We start from the raw sequence: 22,183 nt of genomic DNA, 5'->3' as shown, positions 1-22,183 counted from the left end.
ATGAGCAGCCCCGTCACCACCGCTTCCGAGGCCCTGCCCGCGCAGGCCGCCGGCGCGGGCAAGGGCGCCTCCCGCCTGCGTACGCCCCGTCGGCACGTTCCCGGGCGCCCCAAGCGCAGCGTTCTGCTGACCGTGCTCACCGGTCTGATGCTGCTCTACACCGTGGTGCCGCTGATATGGCTCGTCATCAGCGCCACCAAGACCCAGGAGGGGCTGGCCGATTCGGGCGGGCTGTGGTTCGCCGACGACTTCGCCCTCTGGGACAACATCAGGGACACGTTCACGTACAACGACGGCGTCTTCACACGCTGGCTGCTGAACACCCTGCTGTACGTCGTGGTCGGGGCAGGCGGGGCCACCTTCCTGGCGATCCTGGGCGGTTACGCGCTGGCGAAGTTCGACTTCCCCGGGAAGCGCGCCGTGTTCGCCGTGGTGATCGGTGCGGTCGCCGTCCCGGGTACGGCTCTCGCGGTGCCGACGTTCCTGATGTTCAGCAAGATGGGACTGACCGACACCCCGTGGGCGGTGATCATCCCCTCGCTCGTCTCGCCCTTCGGCCTGTACCTGATGTGGGTCTTCGCCACCGAGGCCATCCCCACCGAACTGCTGGAAGCCGCCCGCATGGACGGAGCGAGCGAGGCGCGCACCTTCTTCCAGGTCGCCCTGCCGCTGCTCGCCCCCGGCATCGTGACCGTGCTGCTGTTCACGACGGTCGCGACCTGGAACAACTACTTCCTGCCGCTGATCATGCTCAAGGACTCGGACTGGTACCCCCTGACCCTGGGTCTGAGTGTCTGGAACTCCCAGGCCGAGACGATCGGCGGTGACGTGATCTTCAATCTGGTGATCACCGGTTCACTGCTCACGATCCTGCCGCTGATCGCCGCGTTCCTGCTGCTGCAGAAGTACTGGCAGTCCGGGCTCGCCGCGGGAAGCGTCAAGGAGTAACCCTCCTCTTCCACACCACCCCCTCTTCCGCACCACCCCTTCTTCCGCACCACCCCTTCTTCCGCACCACCCCCTCAGTCGCACTTCCTTCAACCCTCACCTGTCCCACCCACGAAACCTGTCCCACCCACGAAGAAGTGGAAGCACCTCCATGCGCAGAACCACCAGCCGCCTGCTGCGCGGCATAGCCCTGTTCTCCGCCCTCGCCCTGGGCGCGACCGCCTGCGGCGGCTCCGACGACGGGGGCTCCGACCAGAAGCCGGTCTCCGCCGCGGACCTCAAGGCAGCCCTGGAGAAGGGCGGCTCGATCACGGTCTGGGCCTGGGAGCCCACCCTCAAGACGGTCGCCGCCGACTTCCAGAAGAAGTACCCCAAGGTCAAGATCGACCTCGTCGGCGAGCGGTCCGGCGACAAGCACTACACGGCCCTGTCGAACGCGATCGAAGCCCAGAAGGGCGTGCCCGACGTCGCGCAGATCGAGTACTTCGCGCTGGGCCAGTACGCCCTGACCAAGGGCCTGACCGACCTCGGCCCCTTCGGCGCGGACAAGCTGAAGGACAAGTACACCGCGGGTCCGTGGAACGCGGTGACCCAGGGAAGCGACGCCGTGTACGGCCTGCCGATGGACTCCGGCCCGATGGCGATGTTCTACAACAAGAAGATCTTCGACAAGTACAAGGTCGCGGTCCCCACCACCTGGGACGAGTACGTCGACGCGGCCCGCAAGCTGCACAAGGCCGACCCCAAGGTCTTCATCGCCGCCGACGCAGGCGACCCGGGCCTCACCACCAGCCTGCTCTGGCAGGCCGGTTCACGTCCCTACCAGGTCGACGGCACCAAGGTGAAGATCGACTTCTCCGACGCGGCGGCCAAGAAGTTCACCGACAACCGGCAGAAGCTCATCGACGAGAAGCTCGTCGCGCCCATCAACGGCTGGACCGACGACTGGTACAAGGGCCTGGGCGACGGCACCATCGCCACGCTGCCCAGCGGCGCCTGGATGCCCGCCAACTTCGTCACCGGTGTGCCGAACGCCTCCGGTGACTGGCGAGCTGCCCCGCTGCCCGCCTGGACCAAGGGCGACAAGGCGAGCGCCGAAAACGGCGGCAGTTCGCTCACCATCCCCGCGCTGGGCAAGAACAAGGAACTCGCCTACGCCTTCGTCGAGTACGCCAACTCCGGCGACGGTGTGCAGAGCCGCATCAAGGAGGGCGCCTTCCCGGCGACCACCGCGGACCTTCAGTCCACGGAATTCAAGAACAAGGAGTTCGAGTACTTCGGCGGGCAGAAGGCCAACGAGATCTTCGCCGAGTCGGCCGCGAACGTCGCCGACGACTGGTCGTACCTGCCCTTCCAGCAGTACGCCAACTCGATCTTCAACGACACCGTCGGCAAGGCCTACGTCTCCGGCACCAAGCTGGCCGACGGCCTGAAGGCCTGGCAGGACGCCTCGGTCAAGTACGGCAACGAGCAGGGCTTCACCGTCGAGAAGTAGGACCGCGTGCGAGGGGGCGGCACCACCGCGCCGCCCCCCCGTGCGACGCATCAAGAGATAGGACCACCATGACCTCCACCCGCCTGACCCGCCTGCTGAGCGGGCCGGACGGTGACTCCACCCCCCGTCTCGGCTACGGCGCCGACTACAACCCCGAGCAGTGGCCGCGCGAGGTGTGGGAGGAGGACGTCCGGCTGATGCGCGAGGCCGGCGTCACCGTCGTCTCCGTGGGGATCTTCTCCTGGGCCCGCATCCAGCCGGCCCCGGACGAGTGGGACTTCGCCTGGCTCGACGATGTCATGGACCTGTTGCACCAGGGCGGCATCGGCGTCGACCTGGCCACCGCCACCGCCTCCCCGCCCCCCTGGCTCACCAAGGCTCACCCGGAGATCCTCCCGGTGACCGCCACCGGGGAGACGCTGTGGCCGGGGGGACGACAGCACTGGCGGCCCACCTCACCGGTCTTCCGCGCACACGCCCTGCGTCTGGTGCGGACGATGGCCGAGCGCTACGCCGGTCATCCCGCCCTGGTGGCCTGGCATGTGTCCAACGAGCTGGGTTGCCACAACCTCTACGACTACTCCGACGACGCGGCCCGCGCCTTCCGTGACTGGCTGCGTGCCCGCTACACGACGCTCGACGCGCTCAACCACGCCTGGGGAACGGCGTTCTGGTCGCAGCGCTACAGTGACTGGGAGCAGATCCTGCCGCCCCGGCTGGCCGCCTCCTACCCCAACCCCACCCAGCAGCTGGACTTCAAGCGCTTCTCCTCGGACGCGCTGAAGGAATACCTGCGGGCGGAGCGGGACGTGCTGCGGGAGATCACCCCCGACGTGCCCGTCACCACGAACTTCATGGTCATGGGCAACACCAAGGGCATGAACTACCCGGACTGGGCCGACGAGATCGACTTCGTCTCCAACGACCACTACGTCCACCCCGGCCCCCAGGACCGCGACGAGCTGTCCTTCTCCGCCAACCTCACCAGCGGCATCGCCGGCGGCCGGCCCTGGTTCCTGATGGAGCACTCCACCAGCGCCGTCAACTGGCAGCCCGTCAACGTCGCCAAGCGGCCCGGCGACCTGGCCCGCGACTCCCTGCTCCACGTCGCGCACGGCGCCGACGCCGTCTGCTTCTTCCAGTGGCGGCAGTCGGCCGCGGGCGCCGAGAAGTACCACTCGGCGATGGTGCCCCACGCCGGGGAGGACAGCGACCTCTTCCGCGCGGTCGTGGCGCTCGGGGACACCCTCAGGACCCTGGCCCCCGTCGTCGGTTCGCAGCGTGAGGCGGCCCCGGTGGGCATCGTCTTCGACTGGGAGTCGTGGTGGGCGAGCGAGCAGGACTCCCACCCGACCTCCCTGCTCGACTACCGCCAGGAAGCGCTCGACTGGTACTCGGCGCTCCTCGCCCTCGGTGTCCGCGCCGACATCGTCACCACCCGTACCGACCTCGACCGCTACCGGGTGCTGATCACGCCCGTACTCCACGTCGTCCCCGCCGACCTCGCCAAGGAGCTCACACGGTACGCCGAAAACGGCGGCCACCTCGTCACCACGTACTTCTCCGGAATCGTCGACGAGAACGACCACATCTGGCTCGGCGGCTACCCGGGCGCCCTGCGCGACCTGCTCGGCATCCGCATCGAGGAGTTCGGCCCGCTGCTCGCCGGGGACACCGTCGAACTGGACGACGCCACCACCGGCAGCCTGTGGACCGACCGGATCACCCTCACCGATCCGCAGACGGACGTCCTGGCCGCCTACCGCACCGGCGTGCACGCCGGGCGCCCCGCCGTCACCCGCCGGTCCACGGGCAGCGGTTCGGCCGCGTACGTCTCCACCCGCCTCGGCACCGAAGGGCTCACCGCCCTGCTGCCGCGGCTGCTCGCCCCGGCGGGAGTCGACAGCGAGCTGCCCGCCCCCGCACGGGGGCTGGTCGAGCTGACCGTACGCAGCGGTCCCGGCGGCCGCTTCCTGTTCCTGGTCAACCGGACCGACGGGACGGTGCCGCTGCCCGGCCTGGCCGGAGAGGTCCTCGTCGGCCGGGCCGCCGCCGACGGCTCTCCCGTCCTGCACCCGAGGGACGTCGCCGTACTGCGACAGCCCACCGCCTGACTCCTCGAACGGCTCCGTACGCGTTCGAGGGCCATCCCCTCCCGCCCCGGACGGGCGGGAGGGTTCACCGCAGCGACCACACCTGAGTTGGGAGCACACGATGGCACGCCGTACCCGCAGCAGACGGCTCCTCGGAGCCGCGAGTCTCACCGCCCTGGCGGCCGGGGCCGCTCTGGTCACCGCCCCGCCGCTCCAGGCACAGACGCCGGAGGCGGCCGCCGCCTCCGTCACCGTCCAGCCCGACCCCTCGTACCAACAGGAAAAGTTCGAGGGCTGGGGCACGAGTCTCGTCTGGTTCGCCAACGCCACCGGCGACTACCCGAAGGAGATACGCGAGAAGCTCGCGAAGCTCCTCTTCGACGACGACGGCCTCGCCCTCAACATCGCCCGCTACAACATCGGCGGCGGCAACGCCCCCGACGTCAAGGACTACCTGCGGGCCGGCGGAGCCGTGGAGGGCTGGTGGAAGGCCCCCGAGGGCACCACCCGCGAGGACACCGACTGGTGGAGCCCCGACGACCCGGCCGACTGGAACGAGAACGCCGACCTCACCCAGCGCTGGTGGGTCGACCGCATCAAGGACGACATCGACCACTGGGAGACCTTCAGCAACTCCCCGCCGTGGTTCATGACGGTCAGCGGCTATGTGTCCGGCGGCTTCAACGCCACCGACGACCAGCTCAAGACCGAGTCCATCGACGACTTCGCCGCCTACATGGCCGGTGCGACCAGGCGACTGGAGCAGGCCGAGGGCATCAAGGTCGACACCGTCGACCCCTTCAACGAGCCCAACACCAACTACTGGAGCACCCGCCTCGGCCCCGACGGCGAACCCGTCGGCGGACGCCAGGAAGGGGCGCACATCGGCCCCGAGCTCCAGGACAAGGTGATCAAGGCCCTGGCGCCCGCCCTGAAGAAGGCGAAGACCAGGGCCGAGATCTCCTCGATGGACGAGACCAACCCGTCGATCTTCGCGCAGAACTGGAACACGTACTCGCCCGAGTCCCGTGACCTCGTCGACCAGATGAACGTCCACACCTACGGCACCGGCCAGCGCACCACCGTGCGCGACATCTCCAAGGCCGAGAACAAGCGCCTGTGGATGAGCGAGGTCGAGGGCGACTGGGGCGACGGCCAGAGCTTCACGGACATGCGGCCCGGCCTCGGTCTCGCCCAGCGCATCGTCGACGACCTGCGCGAACTGGAGCCGCGCGCCTGGGTGTTCTGGCAGCCCGTCGAGGACTACGACAACATGAAGCCCGGCGGCGAGTCCGCCAAGGGCGGCAACTGGGGCAGCATCCAGCTTCCGTTCAGCTGCACCTCCGAGGACACCCTCGACACCTGCCCCATCTACACGAACACCAAGTTCGACACCGCGCGGAACTTCACCCACTTCATCAAGCCCGGCGACCGGCTGATCAAGGTGAACGACACCTCCAGCGCGGCGGCGGTGGCGAAGAACGGCAAGGGCGCCTCGCTCGTCCACGTCAACAGCACCACCGAGGCCCGCACGGTCACCATCGACCTGTCGAAGTTCCGTGACGTCAGCCGGGGCGCGACCGTCACCCCGGTCGTCACCGACGCCGACGGCAAGCTGGAGAAGCACGACCCCATCAAGGTCAGCGACCGCGCGGCCACCTTCACCGTGCCCGCCCAGTCCGTGACGTCCTTCGTCATCAAGGGCGTGTCCGGCGTCGCCAAGGACGCCCCGCTGCTGCGCAAGGGCCACACCTACACCCTGACCGGCGTCCAGAGCGGCAAGGCCGTCACCGTCGCCGACAACGGCACCAACCTCGTCATCCGGTCGGGCGCCGAGGACACCGCCGCCCCCGGCCAGCAGTGGCAGCTGCGCTCGGTGCGCTCCGGCCCCGGGGTCCTCGACCGGTACGTCTTCACCAACCCTGTCGAGGGCAAGCGGCTGGCCGTCCGTGACGGCTCCCCGGTGGTGGAGCCCGACGAGGGCGAGCGCGACGAGGCCGCCCAGTGGCTCATGTCCAGCACGGGCGACGGCACCTGGACGCTCGTCAACGTCGCCACCCACCGGCTCCTGGAGGTCGGCGGCCAGGCGACCAACGAGGGCGCCGCCGTCACCACGTGGACCCCGAACTCCGGGGCCAACCAGCGGTGGAGGGTCGTCGACGTGACGAAGCAGGCGGGCGACACCACGCAGTAGTACCCGGCCGGCACCCCAGGTGCCGATGAGTACCCGTACTCATGCCCGGCGGTCGGGAGCGACCGGACGATGATGACCGCCCTGACACGAGGAGATCATCAACAGGTCCGCCCTCCCGACCGCCGTCCGCCCTCGGCGGAATCCCGGCCGTCCGCGCTCGACGCCCATGTGTCCCTGCCTGGGCCTAGAGTTACGTCGTTCGGTGCGCACCGGCATCGGACGTGCAAGGGGAGTTGACCGGCCCGGTGCGGCCGAGACGGGGGAAGGCGCCGGTGGGCAGCAGGGGGAAACCGAGGAGCACGCCGAGCGGGGGCCGGCCGACGCGGCTGACCAGGCGGGGCCGGATCGTCGCGTGGGCCGCCGGCGGAGTGGCCGTGTTCGTCCTCGGCGCCGGCGGGGTCGGTGCCTGGATGTACCAGGACCTGGACGACAACATCGGGTCCGCCGATCTCGACAACAAGCTCGGCGGGAACCGTCCCGTCAACCTCAGCCCCGGTTCGAAGAACATCCTGGTCGTCGGCTCGGACAGCCGTGACGGCGCCAACGCCGGGTACGGCAAGGGCCTGACCACCATGCAGTCGGACACGCTGATGGTGGTGCACATCCCGGCGAACCGGAAGTGGGCCACGGTGGTGTCGTTCCCCCGTGACTCGTGGGTGGAGATACCGGAGTGCGACAGGGGCGACGGCGCCACCTCCACCTCCCAACACTCCAAGATCAACGCGGCGTTCGCGGTCGGCGGCAGCAACGGCGAGGTCGCCGACGCCGCAGCCTGCAGCATCAGGACGATCGAGGCCAACACCGGCCTGCGCATCGACCACTTCATGTCCGTGGACTTCCAGGGTTTCAAGGGGATGGTCAACGCCCTGGACGGCATAGAGGTCTGCCCCGAGCAGGCCATCCACGACGAGAAGGCGCACCTGGATCTGGAGGCCGGCTGCCAGACCGTCAGGGACGAGAAGGCGCTCGGCTACGTACGCGCCCGCTACAGCGTCGGCGACGGCTCCGACCTCGGCCGCATCGGCCGCCAGCAGGAGTTCATGAAGGCATTGGCCGAGAAGGCGCAGTCCAAGCTGACGAGCCCGAACGCGCTGTACGGCTTCCTGGAATCCGCCACGAAGTCCCTGACCACGGACGCGGACCTGGCCGGCATCAAGCCGCTCTACGGCCTCGCCTCCGAGCTCAAGGGCATACCGAACGACCGGCTGACCTTCCTCACCGTGCCCAACTACCCGCGCGAGGCCGACGTGGCCACCGACAGGGCCAACGTCGTGTGGCAGTACCCGCAGGCCGCCGACCTGTTCACCTCCCTCGCCAAGGACAGGGAGGTCGACAAGAAGAAGCTGACGGCGGACGCGAAGAACCCGGTGTACGCCTCCTCGGTACGCATCCAGGTCCTCAACGGCACGGGCGTCACCGGGCGTGCCGCCGCCGTCGCCGAGAGGCTGCGTGAAGACGGACTCACCGTCGTCGGCACGGGCAACGCTCCCGAGACCACCCGGACCACCACGGTCACGTACCCGGAGGAGCTGCGCGAGCAGGCCGAGGTCCTGGCGTCCCGGCTGCCCGGCGCCGAGGCCACACAGGACGCGAGCGCCGCCGCGGGCGTGGTGACGCTCGTCGTCGGGACGGACCTCGATCTCGACGCCATACGGTGACATCACCGCGGCATCGGGCAGCTCCCCCCTGACCCGTTCGGATGGCCACCCGCGAGATACGCGTATCTACAGTGCTGTAAAAGTCTCTCCTGGAGCATGATCGCTCGACGGACCCGCCCACCACCCCGGTGGGCCGGGAATGTCGCGCTGCGCGAAGGAGCAGGTACAGCAGGATGACCGACCGTCACGACCGTACGGCCAAGGCATGGTGGGGTCCCCGCCGGGCGCTGGCACAGTGGGCACGCACCATCACGGAGGCCCGGTGGTTCGCCCTCACCGTCTTCGCCCTCATCCTCACCAATGGGGCCCTGCTGGGCGTGGAGACGTACAGCGCACTGGCCGAGGACTGGCGGTCGTGGTTACGCCTCGCCGAACACCTCTGCCTGGCCGCCTTCACCGTAGAGATACTCCTGCGAGCCTGCGCGCACGCCGACCGTCCGAGCGAGTTCTTCCGCGACCCCTGGAACCTGTTCGACCTGGCCGTGGTCGCTTCCGCGTTCCTGCCCGTCGTCCGTGAGAACAGCACGGTCCTGCGCCTGCTGCGCCTCGCCCGTGTCCTGCGCACCGCCCGTTTCCTGCCGCAGTTGCGGGTCTTCATGGTCGCCGTGGGCCGCAGTGTGCCCGGCACCTTCAGTTTCCTGGTCGTCGGCGCCGTGCTGCTGTACGTCTACGCCATGGTCGGCTGGGTCTTCTTCGCCGACGACAACCCCGAGCACTACGGCTCCCTCGGCCGCGCGGTGCTGACCCTCTTCCTCCTGATGACCCTGGACGGCCTGGGCGACGCGGTCCGTGCCGGTCTGGAGATCTCCCGCTGGAGCATCGTCTACTACGCCTCCTACGTCCTGTTCGCCTCCTTCGTCCTCGTGAACGTCCTCATCGGCGTGGTCATCAGTTCTCTGGAGGAGGCACGCGAACTGGAGCGGGAACAAGGCGGGAACCGGCGTCCGGGGGCGGCTCTCCCCGCGCCCGCCGGCCCACTGGCCGACGCCGAACGCGAACTGCGCGAGCGCATCACGGCCGCGCGCCAAGCCCTCGACGACCTGGAGGCGAGTCTTCAACGTGAGCCCGTACACCGTGGACCCGTGCATCAACGTTGAACGCCTTATGAGCGCTGCCCCCTGCCGAGGCGCTGCGCTTCCCGCGCGGTCTCGCGGGCCTCCCGTTCGGCGCGGGCGAGTGCCTCGGCGGAGGCCCGGAGCTGTTTCTCCGCCTGCCGCTGTTCCCGGACGGCCGGCTTGAGGGCCTCACGCGCCTGCTCCAACTGCTGTTCAGCGTCAACCACCCGCTGCTCGGCCCGGTTCTGGCGGTCGCGTGCCCGTTCCAGCGACGTTTCGGCAGCCGCGTGCTCCGTGCGCTGGTCGCGCAGCCGCCCCGCGGCCTCCTCGGCGGCCCTGCGGGCCTGGGTGAGTTTCTCCTCCCGCGCGCGCCGCCGCTCCGCGAGTTCGTCGGTCCGCTGCGCCCGGGGTGACGGAGGTGCGGTCGTCGGGCGCGCCGCCTTCGGCCGGGTGGCGGCCGCCTGAGCGGTGCCGGACGGGAAGGCCGCCGGTGGGGTGAGGGCGCTGTGCAGACGGCCGGTGGTCCACCGGTCGGCGGCGTCCGGGTCGGCGAGCACCGCGTTCAGGGTGGATTCGACCTCGTGCCGCACCGTGTCCGACAGCCGGTGGCCCGCGTCGAGGGCGAGCTGTACCGCCTGCCGGGACAAGGCGGTCACGACGCGCCGCCGCTGCGCCGACAGATCCTTGATCGCGCCGGGGTCCAGGGTGCGGTGGGCCTCGCGCAGTGCGCGCCCGAGCTCCAGGAACTGCCGGCTTTCCCGCGGCTGGGAGCGCAGGAGCAGGTTCGCGGCCCACGCCGCCAGTGTGGGGCGGCGGGCCGCGTGGATCCGGCGGGCGTCCTCGGCGCGGCCCGCCGTCCTCGCGGCGGCGGCCAGCTCCTCACGGAGCGGGACGAAGTGGGCCGGGGGAGTGGTGTAGAGCTCGTCGAGCACTGCCTCCACATCGTGCTCTCCGCCGCCGCCTCGGCGTGGACCCTTGAGCTCCATGCCCCTCAGACTCCACCGGCCGGGGTGTCGGCGCACGTTGGCCACGGAGGTGCGCGGGACGGAGCAGTCACCTACACGGCCACTCCGCTTGCCTAAGGCTTTTAGGTAATTGCATAATCGACAAGGTCCAGCGAGAGGATGGTTATGGCACGCGCAGGGCTGACCCGGGAACGCCTGGCCCGGGCGGGTGCGGAACTGGCCGACGAGGTCGGCTTCGACGAGGTGACCGTGTCGGCGCTCGCCCGGCGGTTCGACGTCAAGGTCGCGAGCCTGTACTCGCACGTGAAGAACTCCCACGACCTCAAGACCCTGATCTGCCTGCTCGCCCTGGAGGAGCTCGCCGACCGGGGTGCCGCCGCGCTGGCCGGGCGGGCCGGCAAGGACGCCCTGGCCGCCTTGGCGAACGTCTACCGCGACTACGCCCGGGAGCACCCCGGCCGCTACGCCGCAGCCCAGCTGAGGCTCGACCCGGAGGCGGCGGCCGCCAGCGCGGGGGTCAGACACGCCCAGATGACGCGGGCGATCCTGCGCGGCTACAACCTGACGGAGCCGGACCAGACGCACGCTGTCCGGCTCCTGGGCAGCGTCTTCCACGGCTACGTCAGCCTGGAACTGGGGGGAGGGTTCAGTCACAGCGCCCCCGACACACAGACCACCTGGACACGCGTCATCGACGCCCTCGATGCCCTGCTGCGGAACTGGCCCGCACCGTCCGGCCCTGGTCCCGCACATCGATCGACGAGTTGAGGCAGCACACCATGGACAACCACTGGATCACCACGCCCGTCACCGCGGACCTCCTGCGCGGCGCCCTGGATGTGGAGCGCACCGAGTACGGCGTCCTGCCGCACCGGCTGCCGGCCTGGGCCCGCGCCCAGTGCGCCGACCCGCAACTGGCCATGGCCGAGGCCCAGCCGTCGGGCGTGCGCCTGGTCTTCCGCACCCGGGCCACCGCGGTCGAACTGGACACGCTGCCCACCAAACGGGTCTACGTGGGTGCCCCGCCCCGCCCGGACGGCATGTACGACCTGATTGTGGACGGCCGTCCGGCCGGCCAGGGCAGCGTGAGCGGCGGCAACACCGTGACCATCGACATGTCCATCGGGACGGCCGAGCGGCACTCCGGCCCGCCCGGCACGCTCCGCTTCACCGGACTTCCCGACACCGTCAAGGACGTCGAGATCTGGCTGCCGCACAACGAGACCACCGAACTCGCCGCCCTGCGCACCGACGCACCCATCGAGGCCGCAGCGGATGCGGGCCGCAGGGTGTGGCTGCACCACGGCAGCTCCATCAGCCATGGCTCCGACGCCGTCGGCCCCACCACCACCTGGCCCGCACTCGCCGCCTCCCTCGGCGGTGTGGAACTGATCAACCTGGGCCTGGGCGGCAGCGCCCTGCTCGACCCGTTCACGGCCCGCACCATCCGCGACACCCCCGCCGACCTGATCAGCGTCAAGATCGGCATCAACCTGGTCAACACCGACCTCATGCGCCTGCGCGCCTTCACCCCCGCCGTCCACGGCTTCCTCGACACCATCCGCGAAGGCCACCCCACGACACCGCTGCTGGTCGTCTCGCCCATCCTGTGCCCCATCCACGAGGACACACCGGGCCCCAGCGCCCCGGACTTCAGCAACCTCCGCGTCGGCCGACTGCGGTTCGTCGCCCTGGGCGATCCGGCGGAACGCGCCCACGGGAAGCTGACCCTCGGCCTCATCCGGGACGAGCTGGCCCGCATCGTGGAACAGCGGGCGGCCGAGGACCCGAACCTCCACCACCTCGACGGCCGCGCCCTCTACGGCGAGGCCGACTTCGCCGAGCTGCCGCTGCCCGACGAGCTCCACCCCGACGCCGCCACCCACCGCCGCATCGGCGAACGCTTCGCCGAGCTGGCCTTCGACGCCCACGGCGCCTTCACGGACCGCAGCGGCTGAGACGGCGCCCGAAACGCACATCACCTACGTGGCGCGGACCGGGCGGTGCAGGTAGGTGCCGACGGGCTCGCCGACGACCTGGCCCGCCCGCAGGACGTGATGGCCCCTCACGAAGGTGTCGGTGACCCGCGCGGTCAGCTCGAAGCCCTCGAAGGGCGTGTACTCCTGCGTCGACTCCGACTCCGCGGCGCGCACGGTCCAGGTGCGGCCCGGGTCGACCAGGGCGATGTCGGCGTCGAAGCCGGGGGCGATGGCGCCCTTGGTGCGCAGCCCGTAGCGCCGGGCCGGGTTCCATGAGGTCAGCGCGGCGATCCGGCCCAGCGACAGGCCGCGCTTCGTCCCCTCGGTGATCACGCCCGCGAGGAGGTACTCGGCTCCGCCGAATCCGGACCTGGCGAGGAAGACAGCGTCCTTGGGGTTCTTGGGCTCCCCGAACTTCACCTCCTCGCGGCAGCACGCGTGGTCGCTGACGACCCAGTCGACGGTGCCGTCGAGTACGTACTCCCACAGCGCCTCGACGTCGTCCCGGGGGCGCAGCGGAGGGTTGACCTTGCCGCCGAGGCCGTGCGCGGTGGTGATGTCGGCGAGCAGATGCCCCACGGTGACCTCGCGGCGGAAGTCGATGTGCGGGAACGCCCGGCGCATCCGTACGGCCGCGTCGACCGCCTTGCGCGACGACAGGTGCAGCAGGTTGATGGTCGGCAGCTCCGTCTCGTGCGCCAGGTAGGAGGCGATGGAGACCGCGAGCCCCTCGGAGTGCTGCGGCCGGGAGGCACTGTACGCGGCGAGCCCGGTGAGGTCGCCCGCCTCCTCGACCAGCTTGGTGTAGGCGGTCATGATCTCGGCGGTCTCGCAGTGCAGGGAGAGCGAGATCTCGTCGGCGAGACCCGGGAACCGCTCGCGTGCGGCCTGCACCCCGCGCATGACGAACTCGAAGTGCGCGTAGTCGTACCGTTCGTCCTCCCCGAGCATGAGGAACGCGTTCTGGTCATCGGACCTGCCGTGCAGGCCGTGGCCGCCGTAGAACATGAAGACCTTGAACGAGCTGACGCCGAACCGCTCGATCAGGTCGGGGATCTCGGCGATGTGAGCGCGCGACATCGGCGCCAGGTGGAAGCCGTAGTCGATGTGGGCGCGGCCCCTGGCGGCGTCCAGTACCTCGGGGAAGAAGTCGGCATACGGGCCGCCCTTGTTGAGGTAGTACCGGCCGGTCCGTATGTAGGTCAGGGCGGTGGTCACCCCACCCTGCGCGCATGCGCGGCTCTCGGTGACCGCGTCCTCGGCCGGCGGGTTGTAGATTCCCCAGTGCTGGTGGGCGTCGACCACGCCGGGGAACGCCAGCCTGCCACCGGCGTCCACCACGCGTCGGGCGCCTTCCACGGCGATGCCGGGAGCCACGGCGGCGATGCGCCCACCGCTGACGGCGATGTCCGCGGTCCGGGCGTCGTCACGGTCGTGGGTGACCACGCGGGCGTCCTTCACCACCAGGTCATACTCTGTCAACTCGGCCACGTCGGCCTCCCGCCGCTGTTGTCCCGATGTCCTCATGCGCCGATCACCCGGTTCTCCTCGGCCCAGAAGACCAGGCGCCGCTGGGCGAACCGGATGATGAAGTGAGCGATCAGCCCCAGTACGGAGAGCACCACCAGCACGGCGAACATCCCGGCGATGTCGAAGTTGTAGTTGGTCTGCAGCAGGAGGTATCCCAGACCCTCCTTCGCACCGATGAACTCGCCGACGACGGCGCCGAGGATCGAGAAGACGATCCCGATGTCGAGACCGGCGAAGATGAACGGGAGCGCGCTCGGCAGCCGCACCATCCTGAAGACCTGGAACCTGCCGGCGCCGAACACCGTGAGCATCTGGATCCGGTCGGCGTCGGCCGAGCGCAGCCCCTCGATCACATTGACCAGCATCGGGAAGAACGAGATCACCGCCGCCATGACGACCTTGCTCGTCATGCCGAAGCCGAACCACACCACGAACAGCGGTGCGAGGGCCACCTTGGGGACCGTCTGGAAGGCGACGACGTACGGCATGAAGGTGCGCTCGATCAGCCGTACCTGGGAGATCGCGGTACCCAGCACCAGCGCCGCCCCCACGCCGAGCAGAAAGCCGTACAGCGACTCCAGCACCGTGACCTTCAGATGGCTCCAGAACAACGGGTCGCCCAGCTGCGTCCACAGGGCGCCGACGATCTGGGACGGGCGCGGCAGCACATAGTCGTCGACCCCGAAGGCGGGAACGGCGAACTCCCAGGCGAGCACGACGACCGCGAAGACGGCGGGGACGAGCAGCAGTTCGGGGCGCTCCCTCAGGTCGACACGGAAGCGCTTCATGAGTCGATCACCCAGGTGGCGTCGAAGTGCTTGCGGATCCGGCCCACATGGGCCCCGGCCCGGTCGGACGCCATGGCGCCGATCGAGCGCGGGCGTTCCAGCCCGATGTCGACGACCTCGGCGACCCGGCCGGGACGGGGACTGAGAACCACCACCCGGTCGGAGAGGAAGACCGCCTCGGGGATGGAGTGGGTGACGAACACGATCGTCTGACCGCTCTCCCGCCAGATCCGCAGCAGTTCGACGTTCATGTACTCGCGGGTCAAGGCGTCCAGCGCGCCGAAGGGCTCGTCCATCAGCAACACGGCCGGATCGTGCACCAGGGCCCGGCAGATTCCGGCGCGCTGCTGCATCCCGCCGCTCAGCTCATGCGGGTACTTCTCCTCGAAGCCGTCGAGGCCGACCAGCCCGAGCAGCCTCTCGGCCCGCTCCCGGTACACACGGGCGTCGAGCTTGCGCACCTGAACGGGCACCATCACGTTCTGCAGAATCGTGCGCCATGGCAGGAGGGTGGCTGACTGGAAGACCATGCCCACTTCGGGCAGCGGCCCCGTCACGTCGCGGCCCGCGACACGGACCGTCCCCTCGCTCCCGCGGACGATCCCGGCGAGGATCTTCAGCAACGTCGTCTTGCCGCAGCCCGATGGCCCGACGACCGAGATGAACTCACCTCGCCGGACAGTGAAGGTGATGTCCGAGAGTGCGTGGGTCGGCCGGGTCCTGCGCGGCCGGTAGATCTTGTGCAGCCCGTCGACTTCGATCCAGCGGTCTTCGTCCATAACGGCTCCTGATCTCCCTGCTGGTGGCGTCCGGGCGCTCGCTATTCGGCACCTTTCGCCTTCTCGATCACAGCCGCGTTGTCGAAGTCGTTCGCGCCCTGGAGCAGACTGTCGTCCCACAGCTCCCCGAGATCGACGTCCTGGGTGATCTGGCCGGACGCCTTGGTGTAGGCGACCGTCTTGTTCCACTCCGCTTCGCTGATCGCGCCCCAGTCCTCGAAGCTCTCGGGCTCACCGGCGGCGGGGACGGCGGTCCTGATCCACGCGTCGAGGCTTCGGCTGTCGTCACCGATGCGGTCGTCGGCCTTCTTGCCGGTCAGCAGCCGTGGGAAGACCTCGTAGCCGTCGCGCATGGCGGCCTCGGGGTTGACGGCGGAGAAGAGCAGTGCCTTGTACGAGGCGCGCAGATAGCGCGTCAACACGTCCTTCTTCTCCTTCAGGGTCCTCTCGGTCACCGCGAACGTCAGGGAGCGGATGCCCTCGAACGCATCGGAGTTGTCCAGGTAGCGGAACTCGGCCCCGGTGTTCTCGATCGTGGTGTACGCCTGCGTGAACAGCGCGAGCACGTCGACCTTGCCGTCCTCCAGCGCGGACAGGGCCTGCGCGCCCACACCGACCGGCAGTAACTCGACGTCCTTGGCCGCGTCCAGTCCGGCGTCGCCCGCGTAGGCCCGGGCGTAGATGGCCGAGCCGGAGGCGAGGCTGATGACCCCGACCTTCCTGCCCTTGAGGTCGGCAGGGGTCTTGATGTCGCTGTCCGGCCGGACGGCCATGCGCCACGGCCAGTTCCGCACCAGGCCGCCGATGGCCCTGACGGGGACGCCCTTCTCCCGCGCGGCGAGGATGGCTCCCGCGTCGGCCGGCGTGATGTCGGCGCTGCCCGAGGCGACGGCCTGGACCGCGGCCACCGAGCCGTCGGTGTTGATCACGTCGACCTTCAGCTTCTCCTCGGCGAAGTAGCCCTCGGCGTCGCCCACCGCGTACGTGGCGACCTCCTCCTTGGGGGCGACCACGGCCGAGGGGATGGCGAGGTTGAGCGTCGCCGGGGCTCCTGACGTGCCTCTGGATGACGACGAGGACGCTGAATCCCCGCCTCCGCAGGCGGAGAGCGCGGCGAGACCGGCAAGGACGGCGGCACTGACGCCGAGTCGCAGGGAACGCTTCATGTCCGGCACCTCTCTCGATCCGGTGTGCTGATGCGGTGTGCTGATGCGGTGGGTGACCCGGTGGGCCAGGGGCATCGCTCGGCAGGGGAACGATTCCAGGCTGCTGTCGGGGCGTTGTGGACGCGCTGTTCCGCGATGAGGCTGAGACCGTCGTGGATCACGTGGCTGTCGCGCTGTTCGCCGGGCCTCCAGAATGTCGGAGGCGAACACGGGGCGGTAGAACGACTCATGGGTGCGCCCGGAGTGCCCGTGGAGTGTGATTCAGCCGCGGCGCCCGATGGCACACTCCCGCACGGTCAGCGGCCGCGCGTCGCCGGCCACCCTGCTGCACACCACGCGAGACTTCGAGTCCCCGTCGGCGGTGCGCCAGACTTCCTCGATGACGATGCCGTGGCCCTCCCTGTCGCCGAAGAGCGGCGCGTCGGTGAAGTCGATCGTGCCCGTGGCCATGCCCTGGAGTGTGACGGTTCTGAGGTTCACCCAGGTCGCCGCCCGGCTCTGCGGAGCGCCGTCGAGGGTCGCCGCCCAGTACAGGGCCCGCGTCGCGTCGTGTGCCAAGGCCGTCTGGCCGCTGGCGAACGCGGGCGTGTCGTGGTCGACACGCTGCTCGGCGAGCCCCGGAAGGTACGCGCGGGCGTCCTTGTAGAAGTCCGTGTCCCGGGCCGCCTTGGCCAGTTCGGCGAGCGCGGCGTGGTACAGCGTGACGTTGGGGGCCACCCCGTCCTCGCCCCGCGAGAAGTTGGCCTTGGAGAGGTCGTCGCCCGTGATGATGGACATCTTCTTCCCCGCACAGCCCGGTTCCGTGCCGAGCTGGGTCATCAGCGGATCGACGTCCTCGACACGGCCCGCGAAGTAGATCACGGACGGCACGAGCTTGCCCCGGCAGAGCTCCTCGGTGTGCCGGCGGAACTCGGGCTTGCCGCCGCTCAGGGTGTAGCGGCGCTCGGGCAGCAGCGTGAAGCCGGACCTGTCGAGCATCCTCCCGCCGTAGCGCGCCTGCTCGGTGGTGTAGCGGTCGTCGGTCCTCTTGGTGTCGCGGGCCAGCACCAGGCCGTACTGCTCGCGGTCGGGTATGCGCAACTGCCTGGCGATCAGCCCGAGTTGGGCCGACTGCCACTCGTCGGTGGCCGCCAGGCTGAACCAGTTGGCGAAGTCGCGTGGCAGGTAGGTGGCGGAGTTCGTCCCGGACACGACGGGCAGCCCGGCGTTCCTGAGCTTGAGGGTCGTCTCCGCACTGGACTTGAGGTCACGTCCGGTGCCGACCACGCCCACCACCGTGGGATCCTTCGCCGCATAGGCCGCTATGGCGTCGGCCATGTCGGTCTGGTGGTGCAGATCCACGCCGCCGTTGGCCACCAGGACGCGCAGCTTCACGGGAAAGGTGTTGTTGATGACGGCCTGCGCCAGGTACACGCCCGCCAGTTCCTCCAGGCCCTTCACCGGTGAGGAGCCGCCGTCGGGGTCGGCGCTGAGCGGGCCCGCGTACACCAGGGTGACGTAACCTCGCTCGCCGTCGAGGACCTCGTCGTTCTGGCTGTCGATCCGCCGCTCCAGCTCGGCGAGAGTCCAGGGCGCCTGGTAGCCGTCGGGTTGTGACTTGGCGTCCGGTGCCCCGGCGTCGTCCGGCAGCCAGTCGGCGAAGCGTACGTCGCCCGTGGCGATCCCTATGCACTCCGTACCGCCGTCGGGCGCGGGTCTGCGTTCCGTGTCCCGGTTGGCGGACAGGACGGACGAGGAGCAGTAGGTGTCGGCGAGCCTCTCCGCGCGCCAGGCCGTGGTCGCGGCGGCCAGAACCAGGACCAGGACGAGGGTGTGCAGGGCCCACACCACGCGGGCGACGGAAGGTCGAGTGGGCGCCTTCACACAGTGCCGCTGTCTGTCCGGAAGGCGTCTCAGCTCGTCCTGGGGGAGCGGGATCTTCAACACCCACGGCAGAACGGCCCGTTCGCGGCTCGGCGACTGTTCCGCGCGCAGGTTCCTCGCCCACTCGTCGTACCAGCCCCGCAACCGGGCCTGGAACCCCTGCTGGTCCGGCGCGTCGGCGCGCGTCCCCTGGACGACGCTGCGCTCCAGACGCCGTACGTCCTCAGCGCCTACGGCCGCGACGAGGAGCAGCGGATCCAGTTCGCTCCTGCGGCTGCGCACGTCGCTGACGGCTTTGATCAGCTCGATGCCGCCGTTGTCCGTGCCGGCCTGCGGTACGAACAGCAGGGGCGGTCGCAGCCGTTTGAAACCGCGCAAGTCCCAGCTGCGCCGACGGTGGTTGTCCCGCAGGTCCTCGAACAGGGCCAGCACATAGAGCTGGAGCTGGAACTCGTGGCCCGCCTTCAGCGCCTCGGCCACGTCGTACGCGCGTGCCGCGATCGCCTTCCAGGAGCGGACCGGCCGCAGCAGTGAGACCTCGGTGGGACGGTCCTGGGCCGCTGCCCTGAGGAAGGTCGTGGTCATGAACCAGCGGCTTTCCCGGCGCAGCCACAGGAAGATCGGCGCGCGCCCCGGCAGTACGTAGTTGAGGACCGCGAGCAGCAACAGGAAGCCCACGCCTGACGCGACCGCCATGTACCAGTCGCTTCGGGCGAGGAGCGCGGCAAGTACCGTCACCAGGCTGGCCGGGAGTATGTGCGCCATGTCGAACATGGGCAGCCCGGAATGCCAGCGGGCGACCCCCTCGGGACGCCATCGCTGTTTGGCCAGCTGGTTCAGCAGGTCCTGCGCCGGATCGTGCCCGGCGTCCGGGGCCGCTGATCCGGTCGGCGGAGCGGGCCAGTCGGTGCCGAGTGCCCGGACGGCGTCCTCGATGGCGTGCACGAGTCGAACGCGCGGGAACGCGTACCGCCGGTAGATCGAGTGCCGGCTGCCCCATCGTTTCGGATCGCCGAGATCGCGTACGAGACGGGCGGCCCGCAGGACCTCCGTCGGGCCCTCCTGCGCCGGTGGTGCGACGGCGCAGCGTGTTCCGTGTGTGTCCTGCCCGTCGCGCAGTTCGCCGACGAGACGGGTGACCTGGGTGTCGTCGGCGGCCTCCTCGGCGTGCAGGACCACGACGGGCATGGGTGGCTCGCTGGTGCGGAAGTCCTTGATGAGCGTTTCCAGCTGCCGTTGAACCTCGATCCCGCCCTCGGTCGACATCCCGGGATGATTCGCCGAGCAGGTCGGCGGTCTGTCACGATCCCCGTTGCGCATGTCTGTTCCCCCCGTTCCCCTTCGCCCACCAACGAGGTCAATTGACTTCCTGTGGGACAGAAGTGGTTTCCCTCGTACCTACGTGCACTAAACGAACTCGGAGGCGGCGAAACGGCAACCTCGCGCAAGGGGCGGATCCGCTTGTGGAGGGCCGGTGCGGAGGGACCTATGCGGCGCCGTTCCAGTCGTACGGTCCGCCGCCGCGCCACTCGATCAGCTCGGGATCGTCGACGGCCCGGTCCTCGGAGGGCAGGCCGGCATCGCGCAGCAGGTCCAGCACGTCGAACAGGCTGTACGCGGTGCCCACGTCCTCGCCATGGATCGTCACCTGCCGCCCACCGTCCGGCGAGGGCGGCAGCACCACTACAGGCGCGTGGCTGTCCATGCCACCACCATGCACTGGAACCGGCCGCCACGCAGTTCCACAGCCCCAGGCGGGTGCGGACCGCGGTGAGACGGCAGCGAGTGGGATTGCAATCCTCCTCTGTGATGTAGTACTTCTTATACATGAGCGAGCAGGTGCACAACAGGTTGGCGATGGTGCGTGCCGAACGGAAGGTGTCGCGCCAGAGCCTGGCCGCGGCGGTGGGTGCGCACTACCAGACCATCGGCTACATCGAGCGGGGGCAGTACAACCCGAGCCTCGACCTGGCGCTGAAGATCGCGAAGTACTTCGAGCTGCCGGTGGAGGCGTTGTTCTCCCTCGAACCGTTCCGGCCGCTCACGGACGAGGTCTACGGGAGGAAACAGCCATGACGACGACGCGGACGACCGGCTACGACCGGAGCATGCTGAAGCTGATGAACGACCCCGCGGGGCGGCCGCTGTACGCCACGGCCGCGCGTCGGCGCGTGGTCGTGGCCGTACATGTCGCGCTCACCGTGGCGATCGAGGCGCTGATGGCCTACTTCACCCTGGCGAAGGCGGAGCCCCTGTGGCCAGCCATCGCGACAGCGGTGCTGCTGTTGCCCTGGATGGTCGCCACGGGGGCGATCAACGGCGCCACCCGTGGCCTGCTGGAACTGCGCGAACGCGCCTTGGACGAGCGCCAGTCGGCCGAACGCCGCCGGGTCCTGGCCGTTTCCCACAGGGTGATGACCCTGCTGCTGGCATCGGCCGCGGCCGTCCTGCTGATCGTCGGCGGGGCCGATGGCGACGCGCTGAGGGCGTACGTGGCACCCGTACTCATCGCCGTCCTCGTGACCCACTGGCTGATGCCGTTGTGGGTGGCCGGCCTCATGGCCCAGGACGAGCCGGCCGAGGACGAGGCACTCGCGGGTTAGCGACAGCCGGGCCCCGTGCCGGGCCGGCGGGCGCGGGCCACACAGGGCGGGTCAGAGAGCCGCGGTGGCGGCGTGGAGGTTCTTGGCTGCCAGGGCGAGCCCTTCGGCCCGGGAGTAGGCGGCGTCCTCGTGCTCGATGTTCACGGCCATGTCCGGGTCAATCTCGGCGAGGGCCCGCAGGAACCCGGTCCAGTAGGGGACGTCGTGACCGACGCCGACGGCGACGAACTTCCACGCCGGGTTCTCCGGCCAGGCGTTGCACCAGAACCCGTAGCCGGTGGGCACCTTGCCGGGCGCGTCGGCGGGCACGCGGGTGAACGACGTGTCGAGTACGCCACGGATGTCGGCGCCCGGGCAGAGCGTCGCGTCCTTCGCGGCGGCGTGGAACACCAGCGGGCCCAGCCACTTGATGCACGCGATCACGTCCATTCCCTGCCACATCAGGTGGGACGGGTCCATCTCGGCGCCGATGTTCGTCGTGCAGGCCTCGTCGACGAGCCGCTTCAGGGTGACCGGGGAGAACACCAGGTTGTGCGGGTGCATCTCGATGGCGACCCGGACGTCGTTCTCCCGGGCGAGGGCGTCGATCTCCTTCCAGAACGCGACGGCCACGCCCCACTGGTAGTCGAGGACGTCCATGTAGACGCCGTCCCAGGGGTTGACGACCCAGGAGGGGTACGTGGCGTCGGGGTCGGAGCCCGGGGTGCCGGACATGGTCACGACGTGCCGCACACCGAGCAGGCCCGCGAGGCGGATGGTGCGGCGCAGATCGTCGGCGTGCTTGGGGCCGACCGCCGGGAGCGGGTTGAGGGGGTTGCCGTTGCAGTTGAGGCCGGTCAGTTCCATGCCGCGGTCGGCGAAGGCCGCAAGGTACTCCTCGCGCGCGGCGGCCGAGGACAGCAGCAGGTCGACCGGGCAATGGGGGGAGGGGATGAATCCGCCCGTGTTGACCTCCACGGAGGTCAGACCGTTCTCCTTGAGGATGTCGAGGGCCTCGGTGAGGGTCCGGTCATGCAGGCAGGCGGTGTAGGCGCCGAGCTTGAGAGCCATGGGATCGCTCCTTGGAT

The 22,183-nt window shown here is 69.6% G+C and carries 18 protein-coding genes; 10 read left to right on the top strand and 8 right to left on the bottom strand.

Features of this window, described 5'->3' with window-relative positions:
* The 6 genes from IE262_RS01720 (at nt 1) to IE262_RS01695 (ending at nt 9,485) form a co-directional block, all read left to right on the top strand.
* Nucleotides 1-948: a carbohydrate ABC transporter permease gene (locus IE262_RS01720; RefSeq protein WP_189870708.1), complete on the top strand. Its 948-nt coding sequence runs from the start codon at nt 1-3 to the stop codon at nt 946-948.
* Between the two features lie 151 nt (nt 949-1,099).
* The gene (locus IE262_RS01715; protein ID WP_134039320.1) at nt 1,100-2,443 is read left to right on the top strand and encodes an ABC transporter substrate-binding protein; all 1,344 of its coding nucleotides are present in this window, start codon (nt 1,100-1,102) and stop codon (nt 2,441-2,443) included.
* A 68-nt stretch (nt 2,444-2,511) separates the two neighbouring features.
* Nucleotides 2,512-4,557 carry a beta-galactosidase gene (locus IE262_RS01710; protein WP_134039321.1) on the top strand — a complete coding sequence of 682 codons (2,046 nt, stop codon included), beginning with the start codon at nt 2,512-2,514 and terminating at the stop codon, nt 4,555-4,557.
* Nucleotides 4,558-4,657: 100 nt separating this feature from the next.
* Nucleotides 4,658-6,730, top strand: a complete 2,073-nt coding sequence (locus tag IE262_RS01705) for an RICIN domain-containing protein (RefSeq protein WP_189870705.1) — start codon at nt 4,658-4,660, stop codon at nt 6,728-6,730.
* 272 nt (nt 6,731-7,002) lie between these two features.
* Nucleotides 7,003-8,388 carry an LCP family protein gene (locus tag IE262_RS01700; RefSeq protein ID WP_308432705.1) on the top strand — a complete coding sequence of 462 codons (1,386 nt, stop codon included), beginning with the start codon at nt 7,003-7,005 and terminating at the stop codon, nt 8,386-8,388.
* Nucleotides 8,389-8,561: 173 nt separating this feature from the next.
* The gene (locus IE262_RS01695) at nt 8,562-9,485 is read left to right on the top strand and encodes an ion transporter (protein WP_189870703.1); all 924 of its coding nucleotides are present in this window, start codon (nt 8,562-8,564) and stop codon (nt 9,483-9,485) included.
* 5 nt (nt 9,486-9,490) lie between these two features.
* On the opposite strand, the gene IE262_RS01690 is transcribed toward IE262_RS01695, so the two are convergent.
* Complete coding sequence (locus tag IE262_RS01690; protein WP_189870701.1) at nt 9,491-10,429, bottom strand: hypothetical protein; 939 nt, start codon at nt 10,427-10,429, stop codon at nt 9,491-9,493.
* A gap of 144 nt (nt 10,430-10,573) precedes the next feature.
* Here IE262_RS01690 and IE262_RS01685 point away from each other — a divergent pair, with 144 nt between their 5' ends.
* Complete coding sequence (locus tag IE262_RS01685; protein ID WP_189870699.1) at nt 10,574-11,176, top strand: TetR/AcrR family transcriptional regulator; 603 nt, start codon at nt 10,574-10,576, stop codon at nt 11,174-11,176.
* Nucleotides 11,177-11,187: 11 nt separating this feature from the next.
* Complete coding sequence (locus tag IE262_RS01680; RefSeq protein WP_189870697.1) at nt 11,188-12,366, top strand: GDSL-type esterase/lipase family protein; 1,179 nt, start codon at nt 11,188-11,190, stop codon at nt 12,364-12,366.
* A 24-nt stretch (nt 12,367-12,390) separates the two neighbouring features.
* On the opposite strand, the gene IE262_RS01675 is transcribed toward IE262_RS01680, so the two are convergent.
* The 6 genes from IE262_RS01675 to IE262_RS01650 form a co-directional block, all read right to left on the bottom strand.
* Nucleotides 12,391-13,869 carry a dihydroorotase gene (locus tag IE262_RS01675; protein ID WP_189871599.1) on the bottom strand — a complete coding sequence of 493 codons (1,479 nt, stop codon included), beginning with the start codon at nt 13,867-13,869 and terminating at the stop codon, nt 12,391-12,393.
* Between the two features lie 41 nt (nt 13,870-13,910).
* Complete coding sequence (locus IE262_RS01670; RefSeq protein ID WP_189870695.1) at nt 13,911-14,705, bottom strand: ABC transporter permease; 795 nt, start codon at nt 14,703-14,705, stop codon at nt 13,911-13,913.
* Nucleotides 14,702-15,484, bottom strand: a complete 783-nt coding sequence (locus tag IE262_RS01665; protein ID WP_189870693.1) for an ABC transporter ATP-binding protein — start codon at nt 15,482-15,484, stop codon at nt 14,702-14,704. The genes IE262_RS01670 and IE262_RS01665 overlap by 4 nt, the downstream gene beginning before the upstream one ends.
* A gap of 41 nt (nt 15,485-15,525) precedes the next feature.
* Nucleotides 15,526-16,650, bottom strand: coding sequence for an ABC transporter substrate-binding protein (locus IE262_RS01660; protein WP_134039329.1), 1,125 nt, complete (start codon nt 16,648-16,650; stop codon nt 15,526-15,528).
* A 261-nt stretch (nt 16,651-16,911) separates the two neighbouring features.
* Entirely contained in the window at nt 16,912-19,779 is a 2,868-nt protein-coding gene (locus IE262_RS01655) for a type 1 periplasmic-binding domain-containing protein (RefSeq protein ID WP_189870691.1), read from the bottom strand.
* A 220-nt stretch (nt 19,780-19,999) separates the two neighbouring features.
* A complete protein-coding gene (locus IE262_RS01650; protein ID WP_134039331.1) occupies nt 20,000-20,218 on the bottom strand; it encodes a hypothetical protein in 219 nt (72 codons plus the stop codon).
* A gap of 122 nt (nt 20,219-20,340) precedes the next feature.
* Here IE262_RS01650 and IE262_RS01645 point away from each other — a divergent pair, with 122 nt between their 5' ends.
* Both IE262_RS01645 and IE262_RS01640 read left to right on the top strand, forming a co-directional pair.
* A complete protein-coding gene (locus IE262_RS01645; protein WP_134039332.1) occupies nt 20,341-20,589 on the top strand; it encodes a helix-turn-helix transcriptional regulator in 249 nt (82 codons plus the stop codon).
* On the top strand, nt 20,586-21,116 hold the full coding sequence (locus tag IE262_RS01640) for a hypothetical protein (protein WP_189870689.1): 531 nt from the start codon (nt 20,586-20,588) through the stop codon (nt 21,114-21,116). The genes IE262_RS01645 and IE262_RS01640 overlap by 4 nt, the downstream gene beginning before the upstream one ends.
* A 51-nt stretch (nt 21,117-21,167) precedes the next feature.
* Here the strand turns inward: IE262_RS01640 and IE262_RS01635 are convergent, their stop codons facing one another.
* A complete protein-coding gene (locus IE262_RS01635) occupies nt 21,168-22,166 on the bottom strand; it encodes a sugar phosphate isomerase/epimerase family protein (protein ID WP_189870686.1) in 999 nt (332 codons plus the stop codon).
* Between the last annotated feature and the right edge of the window lie 17 nt (nt 22,167-22,183).

Source organism: Streptomyces bluensis, from assembly GCF_014650715.1.
Classification (GTDB): domain Bacteria; phylum Actinomycetota; class Actinomycetes; order Streptomycetales; family Streptomycetaceae; genus Streptomyces; species Streptomyces bluensis.
Note: the sequence above shows the minus strand (reverse complement) of the source record. Positions and strands in the feature narration are given on the sequence as shown.

Excerpts from the sequence above, each read along its gene's own strand:
- IE262_RS01720 (WP_189870708.1), top strand. The coding sequence starts at position 1 with ATGAGCAGCCCCGTCACCACCGCTTCCGAGGCCCTGCCCGCGCAGGCC.
- IE262_RS01715 (WP_134039320.1), top strand. The coding sequence starts at position 1,100 with ATGCGCAGAACCACCAGCCGCCTGCTGCGCGGCATAGCCCTGTTCTCC.
- IE262_RS01710 (WP_134039321.1), top strand. The coding sequence starts at position 2,512 with ATGACCTCCACCCGCCTGACCCGCCTGCTGAGCGGGCCGGACGGTGAC.
- IE262_RS01705 (WP_189870705.1), top strand. The coding sequence starts at position 4,658 with ATGGCACGCCGTACCCGCAGCAGACGGCTCCTCGGAGCCGCGAGTCTC.
- IE262_RS01695 (WP_189870703.1), top strand. The coding sequence starts at position 8,562 with ATGACCGACCGTCACGACCGTACGGCCAAGGCATGGTGGGGTCCCCGC.
- IE262_RS01690 (WP_189870701.1), bottom strand. The coding sequence starts at position 10,429 with ATGGAGCTCAAGGGTCCACGCCGAGGCGGCGGCGGAGAGCACGATGTG.
- IE262_RS01685 (WP_189870699.1), top strand. The coding sequence starts at position 10,574 with ATGGCACGCGCAGGGCTGACCCGGGAACGCCTGGCCCGGGCGGGTGCG.
- IE262_RS01680 (WP_189870697.1), top strand. The coding sequence starts at position 11,188 with ATGGACAACCACTGGATCACCACGCCCGTCACCGCGGACCTCCTGCGC.
- IE262_RS01670 (WP_189870695.1), bottom strand. The coding sequence starts at position 14,705 with ATGAAGCGCTTCCGTGTCGACCTGAGGGAGCGCCCCGAACTGCTGCTC.
- IE262_RS01665 (WP_189870693.1), bottom strand. The coding sequence starts at position 15,484 with ATGGACGAAGACCGCTGGATCGAAGTCGACGGGCTGCACAAGATCTAC.
- IE262_RS01660 (WP_134039329.1), bottom strand. The coding sequence starts at position 16,650 with ATGAAGCGTTCCCTGCGACTCGGCGTCAGTGCCGCCGTCCTTGCCGGT.
- IE262_RS01655 (WP_189870691.1), bottom strand. The coding sequence starts at position 19,779 with ATGTCGACCGAGGGCGGGATCGAGGTTCAACGGCAGCTGGAAACGCTC.
- IE262_RS01650 (WP_134039331.1), bottom strand. The coding sequence starts at position 20,218 with ATGGACAGCCACGCGCCTGTAGTGGTGCTGCCGCCCTCGCCGGACGGT.
- IE262_RS01645 (WP_134039332.1), top strand. The coding sequence starts at position 20,341 with ATGAGCGAGCAGGTGCACAACAGGTTGGCGATGGTGCGTGCCGAACGG.
- IE262_RS01640 (WP_189870689.1), top strand. The coding sequence starts at position 20,586 with ATGACGACGACGCGGACGACCGGCTACGACCGGAGCATGCTGAAGCTG.
- IE262_RS01635 (WP_189870686.1), bottom strand. The coding sequence starts at position 22,166 with ATGGCTCTCAAGCTCGGCGCCTACACCGCCTGCCTGCATGACCGGACC.